Origin of the sequence: Bacteroides sp. L008 (assembly GCF_040812255.1) — a bacterium.
Classification (GTDB): Bacteria; Bacteroidota; Bacteroidia; order Bacteroidales; family Bacteroidaceae; genus Bacteroides; species Bacteroides vicugnae.
Genome location: NZ_JBFNXO010000001.1, coordinates 809,695 through 825,125, shown reverse-complemented (window position 1 = coordinate 825,125; position 15,431 = coordinate 809,695). Strand labels below are relative to the sequence as shown.

Below are 15,431 nucleotides of genomic sequence, written 5' to 3'. Positions count from 1 at the left end.
AAGAATGAAAGCTCTTTTCCTTATATTTCATGGCTTCAATGAGGCTAACGGAATTAGCAAGAAGATACATTATCAGGTGAAAGCACTCAAAGAATGTGGAATGGATGTTCGCTTGTGTTATTATGATGTGACCTCTTATGGCAAACGGCGTTGGATAGTAGATGACGAAGTGATCGCCGATTTCGGCACAGGTTTTGCTGCAAAGGTATGGAAACGTGTCTACTACTCTCCTATTGTTGACTATGCACGCTGCGAAGAAATCGACTTTGTATATATACGCTCTTTCCACAATGCCAGCCCGTTCACCCTGCGACTAGTGAAATCGCTGAAACATATAGGTGCAAAAGTGGTGATGGAAATACCCACTTATCCTTACGATCAGGAGTATGTCACCCGTTCAACAAAACTTTATCTAACTATCGACCGCTGCTTCCGCCATCAGCTCGCAAAAGCTCTGGACGGTATTATAACTTTCTCCAATGCAAAAGAAATTTTTGGCGGAAACACCATACGCATCTCCAACGGAATTGATTTTGAAGCAATCCCGATGAAACAACAGCAGAATGACACTTCGAAAGAGTTGCACTTGATCGGAGTGGCGGAAGTGCACTATTGGCACGGATTCGACCGCCTTGTGTGCGGATTGGCAAATTATTACCGCAGCAATCCGGAATACAAAGTATATTTCCATATTGTAGGCCCGCTGTCCGGCGAACGCGAACGGGCGAGCATCTTGCCTATCGTCCGTGACAATCATCTGGAACCGTATGTTATTCTGCATGGTCCTTTGCATGGCGACGAACTGGATGCGATGTTCGAAAAAGCCGATTTTGCCATTGGCAGCCTAGGACGCCACCGCAGCGGAATTACATATATAAAAACGTTGAAAAATCGCGAATATGCCGCACGTGGCTTCGCGTTCACTTATTCGGAAATCGACGAGGACTTCGACCACATGCCGTATGTGTGGAAGGTGACTCCCGACGAATCTCCGGTGGATATTCAGAGACTGATTGACTTCCGGAAGACCCTGAAAATGACACCGGTCGAGATACGAGAATCGGTCTGCCCGCTATCATGGAGGGCGCAGATGCAAAAAGTGATCGACGCAATAAAGACAATAGACAAATAAACAAATACTAACAAATAAACAAATACTAACAAACAATATTCTGATAAACATGAAAATAGCCTATTGCATCCCCGCCCTCTACTACCCTAGCGGTATGGAACGGGTATTGACACTGAAAGCAAATTATTTTGCCGAAGTATTTGGTTATGATATACGCATTATCCTAACAGACGGAAAAGGCAAAAAACCGTATTACGAACTGCATCCGTCCATCACTCTTCATCAGCTCGATATTGATTATGATGAATTGAACGGAATGTCATTCTATAAAAAACTACCCAAATATATCGCTAAACAGGAACGGTTAAAAAAGAAACTCAACGAATGTCTGCACCAGATTCGTCCGGACATCACCATCTCCCTGCTCCGCCGTGACATCAATTTCATCAACCAAATGACGGACGGTAGCCTGAAGCTAGGTGAAATACACTTTAATAAATCTAATTACCGGGATTTGAGCAACAGTCGTTTGCCAGCATTCTTACAGACAATCGTAAGCAATTATTGGAGAGCGCAATTATACCGGCAGCTTCGCCAGCTGAAACGTTTCATCGTATTGAGTCACGAGGATGCCCGGGAATGGACAGAACTGGATAATGTTGAAGTGATTCATAACCCTCTTCCTTTTTTTCCCGATCAAATCTCTGACAATAGTCATAAGCAGGTAATAGCAGTAGGACGATATGTTCCACAGAAAGGATTCGACCGCCTGATATCAGCCTGGCAACTTGTTGCCAGAAAGCATCCGGACTGGATATTACGTATCTACGGAGATGGTATGCGTGAGCAACTGCAACAGCAGATTGACTCTTTAGAAATTACTGCCAGTTGTATATTAGAACCTACTGTTTCCAATATTGTTGAAAAGTACTGTGAAAGTTCAATTTTTGCCCTTTCATCACGTTTCGAAGGGTTTGGAATGGTCATTATAGAAGCAATGGCATGTGGTGTACCACCCGTATCATTCACCTGTCCCTGCGGTCCGCGGGATATTATCAGCGACGGAAAAGATGGCTTGCTGGTAGAAGATGGGGATATCAAACAGTTGGCAGAGAAAATCTCTTTTTTAATAGAGAATGAAGATATACGTAAGAAAATGGGACAGCAGGCGCGTATGAACGTCCAACGTTTCCGGATAGAAAATATTGCCGAACAATGGAAGCAACTATTTGAAAGTCTGATTACCCCCGTTAATAAAAACAAATAAAGCATTCAATATCTATGGAATGGTATTCTAAGTATTTACAGGTTTATGAGAAACCTTTTGCGGAAGCTCCGCAAAAGGTTATCGAGGAAGTACGCCACAATCTGGCCGGACTGCAGAGTAACGAACCGCTCATCACTGTATCGCTCATCGGATATAATGAGGAAAAACATCTGCTCGCCTGTCTTTGGTCGTTGAGTGAGATGCAATGTAAATATCCTGTAGAAATCATTGGTGTGGACAACGAATCGAAAGACCGCACAGCGGAGATTTACGAAGCCTGTGGAGTACCTTATTTCACGGAAACGCAACACAGTTGTGGGTTTGCCCGTCTTTGCGGTCTGAATCATGCCCGTGGAAAATATCATATCAATATTGATTCTGATACAATATATCCGCCAAAGTATGTGGAAACAATGGTGGATGTGCTCGAAAAGCCGGGGGTAGTGGCTGTCAGCTCGCTTTGGAGTTATATTCCCGACAAAGATCACTCTTGGATGGGGCTGAAAATCTACGAGGCTGCACGCGACTTGTATTTATGGTTGCAGTCTTTCAAGCGTCCCGAACTAAGTGTGCGCGGATTGGTATTTGCTTATCGGACGGACTATGCGAAGAAAATGGGAATCCGCACAGATATTATCCGCGGTGAAGACGGGTATCTGGCTTTACAGCTCAAGCAATTTGGAAAGATTGCATTTGTACGGAAAAAGCGTGCGCGTGCCGTAACCGGGTATGGAACGGTGGGAGCCGACGGAACTCTGTTCAATAGCTTCAAGGTGCGTGTCGTCGGCAGATTGAAAGAAATCGGAGGACTTTTTACCAAGAAGAAGGAATATAAGGATGAAGAGAGTAATCTTGTAAAAAAAAAGTAAAATAAGATATTCACATAAAGCTCAAAAGAAAAACAGTCACAGAAAAAGAATGGGAAGCTTATGAATAAGAAATTCAATATTAATATCGTTTTATTATTAATCATCAGCTTGGCAATGTCCGGTTGCATTCGTAAGTTGAACCTGTATAAGGAAGACGAAGATGACATACCAAGACAGGATCTCATCAACAAAACAGAATTCATGTACCCTTTCGGCGACGAGACAATCAATAAAAAGGTCGAAATTACCATTCATCTGAAAACCGACAGATTAATAGGCTATCTATCCACGGAAATACCTGCACTGAAATACAACAAAGAGTGGCTATTGCTAATGACACAAGATGATTGTAGACAGTCAGCCTTTTCGTATACATGGGCTGCTATCAACGGCAAACCTCTATCTTATAATTATTTTTACGACTTAGCTCATCTTCAGAATGACGATTTTCCATCCGACTGTTATTCCTTAGGCAAAACGTTAGGTAGCACAGATGGAACGGAAATCGAACCTGGAATCAGACGAGAAGTAAGATTTTCTTTCGGAACCACCGTAGCTGCCGGATGGAATGCCATGAATGCTCTCACTTGGGTGCAAAAAGGATTTACGAAAAACGATTTCCGCTTTTCCCAAAAAGATATGTTAGTATGGGGCAACTTACAGGAAATGACGAATTATGGAGTAGCTATTGCTTTTCATGATCTGAATTTAGCGAAAGAGGATAGAGTGGAAGACAAGTTACTGGCACAACTTCGTATCGATCAAAATATCATTCGTGAAAAATTGAATAATCGCACATGCAAAATGCTCGCAGAGCCAAATGGAGAGAAAGAGTATGTAAAAGCCGCCATACAGGATGAACAGATTAGCACGATATGTGTACAAAGTGGAGGTATAAAGCTATACCCATTCAAAGAGATAGGAGATCTTAAAAAGGTTTTGATTGAAAGGTCTTTCCATGAACCACCCAAAGAAAGTACACTGACAGCCCTAGATATAATGAAACCTTTCATTCTTGAAAAACTTAAATATGATAAAAAAGAGCGTGAGGCCATTTCTATCGGCATTCATAACACAGACACCGGCTGGATAAATTTCTTTGAATGGCTGAACGACACGTATGGAAAGGATGGCGACGACTCTGTGTGGTTCACCAGCCAAGAAGAATATTACGAATATTATTATTACCGATTGCACAGCAAACCAAAAATTGAAACAGTAGATACCAACACCCAAAAGCTGACTCTAAAACTGGATGGAGAAGAATACTTCTACTACCCTTCTGTGACTGTAAATATTATGGGACTTAGAATGGAGGACATCGAAAGTATAGAATCGAACGAAGACGTGACCGGCCTGTCTTATGCAAACTACGAAAACGGTATCATGCTAAATATCGACTGCCGGAAATACCTGGCGGAACACGCCGAGAATTTCGTGAAACGATATGAAGCGAATCCGACAAATGCTTCTGCCAAAGCGGACGCAAACTACTTTGTGAATATGCTGAAAGATTCGGATAAAAAGACGGAGTTGAAGAAACGAGCTGAATAAAATGAAATAAGAGGCTAATAAGAGCTGAATGTAAACGATACAAGAAAAATAAACAAATATAGCTATGAACGAAACCATTACCCCTTGTCTTGAAATTATTTTCTGGCTTGCCCTGTTCGTTGTGTTCTACACCTATTTGGGCTACGGAATTGTGCTTTATATTCTTGTCAAGTTGAAAGAGCTTTTCGTGAAGCCTGTGAAGCGTTCGTTGCCGGCATCGGACGCAGATCTGCCGGAAGTTACCCTCTTCATTACGGCATTCAACGAAGAAGATGTAGTGGACGAAAAGATGGAAAACAGTCTTGAGCTGGATTACCCTGCGGACAAGCTGCACATCGTATGGGTGACGGACGGAAGCGATGACGGTACGAACGAACGACTGCAGACCCGTTGGCAGGGAAAAGCGACCGTATATTTCCAACCGCTCCGGCAAGGTAAGACGGCTGCAATGACACGTGGAATGACGTTAGTGGACACTCCGCTCGTTGTCTTTACGGATGCCAACACGATGGTGAACCGGGAGGCCATACGGGAAATCGTGCTTGCTTTTCAGGATCCGAAAGTGGGCTGCGTGGCTGGTGAAAAACGGATTGCCGTGCAAACCAAAGACGGGGCGGCTGCCGGTGGTGAAGGTATTTACTGGAAATATGAATCAACCCTGAAAGCACTTGATGCACGACTCTACTCTGCCGTAGGAGCAGCAGGCGAACTGTTTGCCGTGCGTAACGAGCTATTCGAAGCGATGGAACCGGATACGTTGCTCGACGATTTTATTCTTTCACTCCGGATCACAATGAAAGGTTACACCATCGCTTATTGTACGAATGCTTATGCCATCGAAAGTGGTTCGGCAGATATGCGAGAAGAAGAAAAACGGAAAGTGCGCATCGCTGCGGGAGGATTGCAGTCTATCTGGCGGCTTCGTCCGTTGCTGAATCCTTTCCGTTACGGGATACTTAGCTTTCAATATACGTCGCACCGGGTATTGCGATGGTCTATTACTCCGTTCCTGTTGTTTGCCCTCCTCCCACTGAATATTGCGATTCTGCTGTTAGGCGGTTCCACGATCTTTTACGGAGTGCTGCTTGCCATGCAGGTTCTTTTTTACGGGTTAGGATATGGGGGATATTACCTATCTACGAAACAGATAAAAAACAAGTTGCTCTTTATCCCCTACTACTTTTTATTCATGAATATCAATGTGCTGAAAGGCATTCGCTATCTCAAGAAGAAAAAAGGAAGCGGAGCTTGGGAGAAGGCGAGGCGTGCCGAAAAGTAAGAACAAATAAAAAAACAGACATGGACAGAATATTACATGATGCGAATAACGCACAAAGAATATTGAAACTGACGGCAGATACAATGCTATTGGTTGACAGACATGGCGTCTGCGTAGACATTGAGCCTCATTGTGATCTATGGTTTCTGCAAGAGGATATACTTTTAGGAAAAAATGTATTTGAGCTTTTACCGGAATATACAAGAGAGAGGGTGATACCCATCTTTCAGATTGTACTCGAAGAGCAGCGAAGCATCAGCAAGAACTTCAAGCTGGTACTGAATGACGAAATTTTCTACTTCAAATGTCTCATGTTTCCGTATGACGGCATGGTGCTTTGCCAATATCGTGACATCACGCAAAGAAGTAACGTGAAACGTCAGTTGGAGCAGGCGAATCTTACTCTAAGGGCCATCCAGAAGGTTGCCCAGATAGGACAATGGACATATAATACGAATCAGAACGTTTTCCATTATTTGGGTTATACAGGCGTTTTGTGTGAGGAAAGTGTGCAGAATCTCGCCATTGAAAAATATGTGGAGCTGATTGTAGAAGAAGACCGTCAGAGTTTCAGGGAATGGTGTCGCATGAACGGGAAGGAACTCAACATGGAGAGCATCAGCTATCGTGTGCGTCTGAACGGGGAAATCTTCTATATGCGTATCCAGACTTATCTGCGTGAAGAGTGCTCCGACGGTAGTTTCAACATCGAAGGGTATATTCAGAACATCACGGACATACAGCATCGCCGAAATGACATCAACACGCTGACGCACGCTATCAACAATGCCAAAGAAAGTATCTTTGCCGCCAAGCCCGATGGCACGATCATCTTCGCCAACCGTCGTTTCCTGCACAATCATGGTATTCCCGAAAGTGAGGATATCAGTCAGTTGAAAATCTACAACATCGCCGCAGATATGCCTACGCAAGAGGCTTGGGACAAACGCTGCAAAGATGTCATACATGGTGGCAGCAGTAACTTTATGGCTCACCATCCGTCGAAAATCAATAGAGAGATATTGGCTTACGAATGTACAATGTACAACGTTACCAATGATTCCGGTGAAGAGAGTTACTGGTCGTTTGCCCATGATATTTCCGAACGGATCCGGTATGAGGCCCAAATCAAACGGCTGAACCAAATCATGGATACGACGATCAACAATCTCCCCGCGGGGATTGTTGTGAAGGAGATCAATAATGATTTCCGGTACATTTACCGGAATCGGGAGGCTTACAACCGTGATCTTTACAAGAACGATCCTGTCGGCAAGAATGACTTCGATTTCTATCCGCCTATCGTGGCCGAGAAGAAGAGACAGGAGGATATTCAAGTGGCCACCAGCGGAAAAGGTATGCACTGGACGGTGGAAGGAAAGGACCGGAACGGAAACCTGATTATCCTCGACAAGCGGAAGATCCGGGTGGACGGAGACGAATTGTCTTCGCCTATGATCGTCAGTATCGAATGGGATGTCACGGAACTGGAAATGATGAAGCGGGAGCTACTGTCTTCGAAGGAAAAAGCGGAAATGTCTGATAGTTTGAAATCGGCTTTCCTTGCCAATATGAGTCATGAGATACGTACTCCGCTGAATGCTATTGTGGGGTTCTCGCATCTCATTGCCGAAAGTGATGATGCGGAAGAACGAAAGACGTACTACAACATCGTAAACGCGAACAACGAGCGTCTTTTGCAACTCATCAACGAGATTCTCGATCTCTCGAAGATTGAATCGGGGACTATTGAGTTTTCTTTCGGACCTGCCAGTCTACATAATCTCTGCCGGGAAGTGCACGATGCGCATATATTCCGTACTCCGCAGGGAGTGAGTCTTGTCTATGAGCCTTCGGACGAGAGTCTGGTGATTGAAACGGACAAGAACCGGGTGTTCCAGGTGATTTCGAATCTGATTGGGAATGCTGTTAAGTTTACGAAAGAAGGAAGTATCTGTTATGGTTACAAGCTGGTGGATAACCAGATTGTTTTCCACGTAACGGATACAGGAACGGGAATTGAACCGGAGAAAGTGGGACGTGTGTTCGAACGTTTTGCCAAGCTGAACAATCATGCACAGGGCACTGGATTGGGATTATCTATCTGTAAATCTATCGTTGAGCGTCTCGGGGGCAAGATTTCCGTCAGCTCCGAATTTGGTAAGGGAACGACGTTTACATTTACTCTGCCGTATACGGTTGCAGAATCTGTGAGCGTAGATTCGGAGAAAAAGAATGGTGATGAGACGAGTGAAGGTATGAGCAGTGCTGCAAATACACGGCATGCCTGTATTTTGGTTGCCGAAGATACGGACAGTAACTTTGATTTATTGGAGGCTATCTTAGGTAAGGAGCACCGGATTATACGTGCACATGACGGAATGGAGGTTGTCACGATGTTCGATGAGGTGAAACCTGATCTTATCCTGATGGATATCAAGATGCCGAATTTGGATGGATTGGAGGCTACGAAGATCATTCGGGAGCTGTCTGCCACTGTGCCTATCATTGCTCAAAGTGCCTTTGCCTATGAGCAGGACCGGAAAGCGGCGAAGGAGGCCGGATGCAACGATTTTATAGCTAAACCGATAGTGGATGATAAGCTGAAAGCTATGATTCATAAATGGCTGTCGCCTCCGTAAAAAGGCACATATTGTAGAGTACATATTATATAGAAAACGATTTAATAGTGATATAATTACCCAATAATTCAGATTAGATGAAAGCCTTTTACAGACTGTTTTATTACATATCCATCGTGCTGACCAGTATTTTGGCAGGAGTTACCATTGCGGGTGCCTTCGTCGGTAATACCGCACCGGATAGTTTCAAATTTATGCCTTTCATCGGTTTGATATTACCGATACTTTTGTTGGCTAATCTTGCTTCTGTCATTTACTGGACGATCCGTTGGCGGTGTTGGGTTTTCATCCCTCTGATTGCTATATTTAGTAACTGGAGCTATATTAGTTGTGTGATTCAATCTCCTTTTTTCAGCCCGGCTTCGGCTCCAATGGTCAAAATGAACGCGTATACTCCTGGTATTCTAACTGTTGCTACTTACAACGTTGATGCTTTTAATCATGAGCATACCGGTTATTCATGCAAAGAGATAGCCTCTTACATGAGAAATCTGCAAGCAGATATTCTCTGTTTTCAGGAGTTTGGCATTAACGATGAGTTTGGTGTAGACAGTATAGCTGCGGTTCTTTCTGATTGGCCGTATCATTTTATTCCTATTTCTCCCGAGGGAAAACATTTGTTGCAGCTGGCTGTTTTCAGCCGCTACCCCATCAAGGAGGAGAATCTTATCGTCTATCCTGATTCGAAAAATTGCAGTCTCTGGTGTGACATTGAAGTCAGTGACCGCACCATCCGCCTGTTCAACAATCATCTCCAAACAACGGAAGTGAGCCAAAACAAGCGCAAACTGGAAAAGGGACTCCGCACGGATGATTCTCAAAGGGTGGAACGTGCTGCTGTGGGATTGATTGACGGATTGCATGAGAATTTCCGGAAACGTGCCGCACAAGCTGATATCCTAAAACAACTGATAGCTGCCTCCCCCTATCCTACTATCGTCTGCGGTGACTTTAACTCTCTGCCGTCTTCGTATGTTTATCACACTGTAAAAGGTGATAAGTTGCAGGATGGTTTTCAGATGAGCGGTCATGGGTATATGTATACTTTCAAGTTTTTCAAGCATCTGTTAAGAATCGACTATATTCTCCATTCACCGGAACTGAATAGTACGGATTACTTCTCTCCGGATCTTAATTATAGCGATCATAATCCGGTGGTGATGAGGGTGAAGTTATAATTTATCTTCCTGCTTTAACCTGTTATATTAAAAACTAAGTTGATAAGGGATTACTATATAATTATGAATATTCTGTAATATGTCCCTAAGTATATAATCAATTACTGATAATAAAAAAAGCTGCCTCGTTTTCACGAGACAGCTTTTTTATATTAAGAACTTCAATAATAGTATATTAATTGAAGATATAACGCAAACTAAACATCACACGATAAGTAGAAGCTGTACTTGCATAATTCTTATATGTGGAGTTTAATATTTGACCACTAGCTTTTTGCATGGTAAATGTTCCATCACCATTATCTGCTAACGGAGTAATAGAATTTACAGTCTTATACAATCCCCAGTCCTTATTTAGTAGGTTAGCCAGATTCTGAATATCTATACCAAACTGCAATAGATTCTTCTTACCACCTATCATCATATAGAAATCTTGATTAAATTTGAAATCCAACTGATGATGCCAAGGCATCACTGCACCACCACGCTCTGCATATTTGCCTAAACGTTTTTTCAAATATTTGTCCTGTTGAACAAAGTTCCAGAAATCTTCTTTCTGCTGTTCAGCTGAATAAGTCACTTCACCAGTCTTTGAGGTTACATCTTTAAATGTCAATTCATCTTTAGTAGCAGGAACATACAGCAAATTATTAGCACCACCATCACCTACTATATTTTTAGTGTAAGTATATGAATAGCGGGAATAAGAATAGCTTCCACCTGCATATCCTAATGGAGCGCCCTCATAAATAAATGAAACGCTTGATCTAAAGTGTTTAGCATAAGCTTTTGAATAACCTAATGATGCAATTATACGGTGAGGTGCCACGTAAGTACCATAACCCAATTCATGGTCATTAATACCATTGACAGCATAAGTATTGGTTTTATATGCAGAAGTTACTTGGTCACCAATGCCGTCTCCATAAGAACGTGCGCGAGAATAAGTATAAGCGAATGAAACATCCAAACCAAAATCAAAATTCTTATGCAATTGAGCAGTCAACGACAGATAGTATGCTTTTGAACCACCATTTTCAATCAAATAGGCACCTGTACCAGCATTATAGCTCTTATAAGCAGTACGTATGTCATTTTTGCTAATTGTTTTTGTTCCATCAGCATAAATATTAGCATTGGAAATAACAGCCGGATTAAAGTCGCGATTGTAAATACCCTCTAATGTAAAGTCAATATCACCTGGTAACTTGGTATCAAAAGCTAATGAAGTTTTCCAAGTAGCAGGCATCTTCAAATCTTTATCAATGATAGTAGGAGTACTAGGAATACTAACTTGTGGAGTAAAGTTGCCTTGATAAATATCCTCCAGCATATCTTTCGCATCTGTATAGAAATTAGGAGCAACTGCACCTGGAGTAGAACTTTGACCAATATTATAACCATATTGTGTCTGCCCTACACCTGAATTTCCTACAGCCGAAACTAACCACACAAACGGCATACGTCCTACAAAGTATCCTGTACCTCCACGCAACACATATTTACGCTCCCCTGTAATATCCCAATTGAAACCAATACGGGGAGAAACAGATAAGGAATTGCCCGGTACCTGATCCGTAGTAAATTTACGACCACCGAAATCCAACTTGGCATATTCAGCATTATAGTTATCTTTTAAAGATGGATACACTGGCAACTCAAAACGAAGACCTGCTGTCAACTTAAAATTCTCACTGATATTCCATTGATCTTGAATATATGCAGAATATTGTGTTTGTCTCATCTTAGAGGTAAACTGTGACAAGTCTGCAGAATTAGAGTGGGTAATCAAAAATGAAAACGGCTTCTTTCCTGTTACAAAATCATCCCATGAACTATAAACATAGGCACCATTTGCACCTTGCATATATCCATTTAAAGCTTTGTTGGACTCAAACTGTAAGCCAGCCATAAAATTATGATTACCCCATGTCCAAGTAGCTTCATCAGTAATAGTAAATGACTTCACTTGACGAATATTTCCCTCGGTAAATAATTCGGTACCGAACATTGCATATACCGCACCATCCTCCAATATATAAGTAGTTGGGAATATACCGCCATCATAAGAACGAGGTTCATCCTGATATGAATAGGTTCCACGCAAGGTATTATTCAACACTCCCCATTTTGAATTCCACTCGGCAGCAATAGATGTAAATCTCTGTTCTTGACGATAACGCGTATTCCTAAAATACAAACCCTCGTCAGAAGTAGCTCCTTTCTCCGCAGAAATACCTGCTGTAGTACTACCCGGAAAAATCGTACCCGCTGTCATCGGATTGACAGAAGAAGATGGAGAAGCGTCATATCTATTATTAGTTTTAGAGAAACGAACATTCACTTTATTGTTCTCATTAATATTCCAGTCCACACGTGCCAGAAACTTATATGATGGCACCTTTACATTATATCCTTGATATACTCCCGGATCATAATCATAGGTATTAATCAGATAATCACGAATTTCATCCATTTTGGAAGCAACAGGACGATGTATACCGTTCTCCCCATATTTCTCACCATCATTATTACGTGCACGTGCAACGGGACCTGCTGTCAAGTCATCTTCATATTCTCCATTCACGAAGAAAAATAACTTATTTTTAATGATAGCACCACCTAAAGTTGCACCATAAGTATATTGATGAGATTTTTCAAGTTCAATTGAACCATCACCTACTCTATCACCTATCAAATTGTTGTTTGTTAAGAACGTATAAGCAGAACCAGTCAATTCATTTGTACCGGATTTAGTAACAGCATTGATAGCTGCACCAGTAAAACCACTCTGACGGACATCATACGGAGTGATAGAAACAGAAAGCTGTTCCAGTGCATCCAAAGAAATAGGAGCCCCACCTGCCGGTAAGTTAGAACCGATACCGAAAGCGTTATTAAATGAAGCACCATCCACTGTTACAAATGACTGACGATAGTTACCACCACCAGCTGCAAAACCATTAGATGTTGTGTTGGATTGTGGAGATAAACGCATGATATCATTCATGCTGCGGCTCACTGTAGGAATGGAAGCGATTTTTGCACTGGTAAGGTTAGTTACAGCACCGGCTCTGTCAGACTTCATATTACTCTCTTTAGAAGCAGTCACTACTACTTCGTCCAACAGTTCTGAACTCTCTTTTAAAGAAACATTTAAAACATAATTCTCTCCCAATAAAAGATTAATTCCCTTGTAAATTGCTGTTTGATAACCAACATAAGAAATTTCTACTTTGTAAGGGCCGCCGGTACGCATACCCTGCAGATTAAATTGACCACTGACGTTAGTCACTGTACCATAACGAGTGCCTGATGGTTCGTGAACCGCAACGACTGTTGCTCCAATGATTGGTTCATCTTGTGCGGTCACTTTACCACTCATCGTGGCTGTTGTAACCTGCGCGCTCATCGTGACAGCAATAAACAACATTACTAGCACTAAGAAAGATCGCATTCTCTTTAACATAAATGTAGTTGATTAGTTAATATAAATTGTTTGCTTTTAAAAACTGTGCACAAATATAATTAATAATATTTAGAACTACATTACGATTATACTACAATTTTTTAAGAGAGATAAACGTTTTACTACCTTATAAAATGATAAAGGCTCTACAATATTTGCAGAGCCTTTTATTTTGAAACAGAAAGCATTAGAAATGCTTCAATCTATTACTTTATACTAGTCAGTCATTAACTTTCTATAACGAACACGCTTCGGCTCTTCATTTCCCAAACGTTTCATTTTATTTTCTTCGTATTCTGAATAAGACCCTTCGAAGTAGAATACATTGGAGTCTCCTTCAAAAGCCAGAATGTGTGTACAGATACGGTCGAGGAACCAACGGTCATGCGAGATAACTACGGCACAGCCGGCAAAATCTTCCAGACCTTCTTCCAAAGCACGCAGTGTGTTTACGTCAATATCATTGGTAGGCTCATCGAGCAACAGTACATTGCCTTCTTCTTTCAAAGCCATCGCCAAGTGTAAACGGTTTCTTTCACCACCGGACAGTACACCGCAAAGTTTTTCCTGATCGCCTCCGGAGAAATTGAAACGGGAAAGGTATGCACGCGCATTGATGTCACGTCCTCCCATGCGGATCAACTCATTGCCACCGGAAATTATCTGGTAAACACTCTTATTCGGATCAATGTCTCTGTGTTGCTGGTCTACATACGCCACCTTTACAGTCTCTCCTACTTCAAATTCTCCTTTATCTACTGTCTCCAATCCCATAATCAGACGGAACAGTGTCGTCTTTCCCGCACCATTGGGACCGATCACACCGACAATACCATTAGGAGGAAGCATAAAGTTCAAATCGTCAAACAACAGTTTATCGCCGTATGCTTTAGCCACCTGTTTCGCTTCAATGACTTTATTACCCAGACGCGGACCATTCGGAATGAAGATTTCAAGTTTTTCTTCTTTCTCTTTCACGTCTTCATTCAGCAACTTGTCATAAGAGTTAAGACGTGCCTTACCCTTTGCCTGACGGGCTTTCGGAGCCATGCGCACCCATTCCAACTCACGTTCCAGTGTTTTGCGACGTTTGCTGACGGTCTTTTCTTCCATTTCCATACGTTTTGTCTTCTGCTCCAACCAGGAAGAGTAGTTACCTTTCCAGGGAATACCTTCACCACGGTCTAGTTCGAGAATCCATCCGGCTACATGATCGAGGAAGTAACGGTCGTGCGTCACGGCAATAACCGTACCTTCATATTGCTGAAGATGTTGTTCCAACCAGTCGATAGATTCTGCATCCAAGTGGTTGGTAGGTTCGTCCAGCAAGAGCACATCCGGTTTCTGCAACAACAAACGACATAAAGCTACCCGGCGACGTTCACCTCCGGACAGGTTTTCTACCGGCTGATCTTCAGGCGGACAACGGAGAGCATCCATCGCACGTTCCAGTTTGCTATCCAGATTCCATGCATCAGTCGCATCAATGATATCTTGCAGTTCGCCCTGACGAGCAAAAAGAGCATCCATCTTATCCTGATCCTCGTAGTACTCCGGTAAACCGAACTTCTGATTGATTTCTTCGTATTCTGTCAGTGCGTCAACAATGGGTTGCACACCTTCCATTACTACTTCTTTTACTGTCTTTGTGTTGTCTAAATAAGGTTCCTGTGCCAGGTAACCCACGGAATATCCCGGAGAGAACACCACTTCTCCCTGATAGGATTTCTCCAAACCGGCGATGATCTTCAATAACGTTGATTTACCGGAACCGTTCAAACCGATAATACCGATTTTCGCTCCATAGAAAAACGACAGGTAAATGTCTTTCAGCACATTCTTATTGGGGGTGAAAGCCTTGCTCACTCCCACCATCGAGAAGATAATTTTTTTATCGTCAGCAGCCATATGTATGATTATATATTGTTGATAATGGCACAAAGATAAGAAAAATGTTTGAATTCTTTTGGAGTTATAAAAAAATGTTCTACCTTTGCACCCGCATTCGAAAGAAAGCACTGAAGGACCGATTCGCTAGCTCAGCAGGTAGAGCACAACACTTTTAATGTTGGGGTCCTGGGTTCGAGCCCCAGGCGGATCA

Annotated in this window: 9 protein-coding genes and 1 tRNA gene; 8 read left to right on the top strand and 2 right to left on the bottom strand. The window is 42.4% G+C overall.

What is annotated here, in order from left to right; translation table 11 throughout:
- Nucleotides 1-4: 4 nt before the first annotated feature.
- The 7 genes from AB3G73_RS03395 (at nt 5) to AB3G73_RS03365 (ending at nt 9,861) form a co-directional block, all read left to right on the top strand.
- On the top strand, nt 5-1,132 hold the full coding sequence (locus tag AB3G73_RS03395; RefSeq protein WP_217722267.1) for a glycosyltransferase: 1,128 nt from the start codon (nt 5-7) through the stop codon (nt 1,130-1,132).
- Between the two features lie 49 nt (nt 1,133-1,181).
- On the top strand, nt 1,182-2,339 hold the full coding sequence (locus tag AB3G73_RS03390; protein WP_217722269.1) for a glycosyltransferase family 4 protein: 1,158 nt from the start codon (nt 1,182-1,184) through the stop codon (nt 2,337-2,339).
- 14 nt (nt 2,340-2,353) lie between these two features.
- Nucleotides 2,354-3,208 carry a glycosyltransferase family A protein gene (locus AB3G73_RS03385; protein WP_217722271.1) on the top strand — a complete coding sequence of 285 codons (855 nt, stop codon included), beginning with the start codon at nt 2,354-2,356 and terminating at the stop codon, nt 3,206-3,208.
- A gap of 60 nt (nt 3,209-3,268) precedes the next feature.
- Nucleotides 3,269-4,762: a hypothetical protein gene (locus AB3G73_RS03380; protein WP_320978459.1), complete on the top strand. Its 1,494-nt coding sequence runs from the start codon at nt 3,269-3,271 to the stop codon at nt 4,760-4,762.
- Nucleotides 4,763-4,826: 64 nt separating this feature from the next.
- Nucleotides 4,827-6,041, top strand: coding sequence for a glycosyltransferase family 2 protein (locus AB3G73_RS03375; RefSeq protein WP_320996049.1), 1,215 nt, complete (start codon nt 4,827-4,829; stop codon nt 6,039-6,041).
- Nucleotides 6,042-6,061: 20 nt separating this feature from the next.
- Nucleotides 6,062-8,683: an ATP-binding protein gene (locus AB3G73_RS03370; RefSeq protein ID WP_297284571.1), complete on the top strand. Its 2,622-nt coding sequence runs from the start codon at nt 6,062-6,064 to the stop codon at nt 8,681-8,683.
- 77 nt (nt 8,684-8,760) lie between these two features.
- Nucleotides 8,761-9,861: an endonuclease/exonuclease/phosphatase family protein gene (locus AB3G73_RS03365; protein WP_367742783.1), complete on the top strand. Its 1,101-nt coding sequence runs from the start codon at nt 8,761-8,763 to the stop codon at nt 9,859-9,861.
- Nucleotides 9,862-10,036: 175 nt separating this feature from the next.
- On the opposite strand, the gene AB3G73_RS03360 is transcribed toward AB3G73_RS03365, so the two are convergent.
- Nucleotides 10,037-13,330, bottom strand: a complete 3,294-nt coding sequence (locus AB3G73_RS03360) for a TonB-dependent receptor (RefSeq protein ID WP_148367306.1) — start codon at nt 13,328-13,330, stop codon at nt 10,037-10,039.
- Nucleotides 13,331-13,546: 216 nt separating this feature from the next.
- Nucleotides 13,547-15,238 carry an energy-dependent translational throttle protein EttA gene (ettA, locus tag AB3G73_RS03355; protein WP_148367308.1) on the bottom strand — a complete coding sequence of 564 codons (1,692 nt, stop codon included), beginning with the start codon at nt 15,236-15,238 and terminating at the stop codon, nt 13,547-13,549.
- A 120-nt stretch (nt 15,239-15,358) separates the two neighbouring features.
- Between ettA and AB3G73_RS03350 the strand changes: the two genes are divergently transcribed.
- Nucleotides 15,359-15,431: transfer RNA gene (locus AB3G73_RS03350), tRNA-Lys, on the top strand.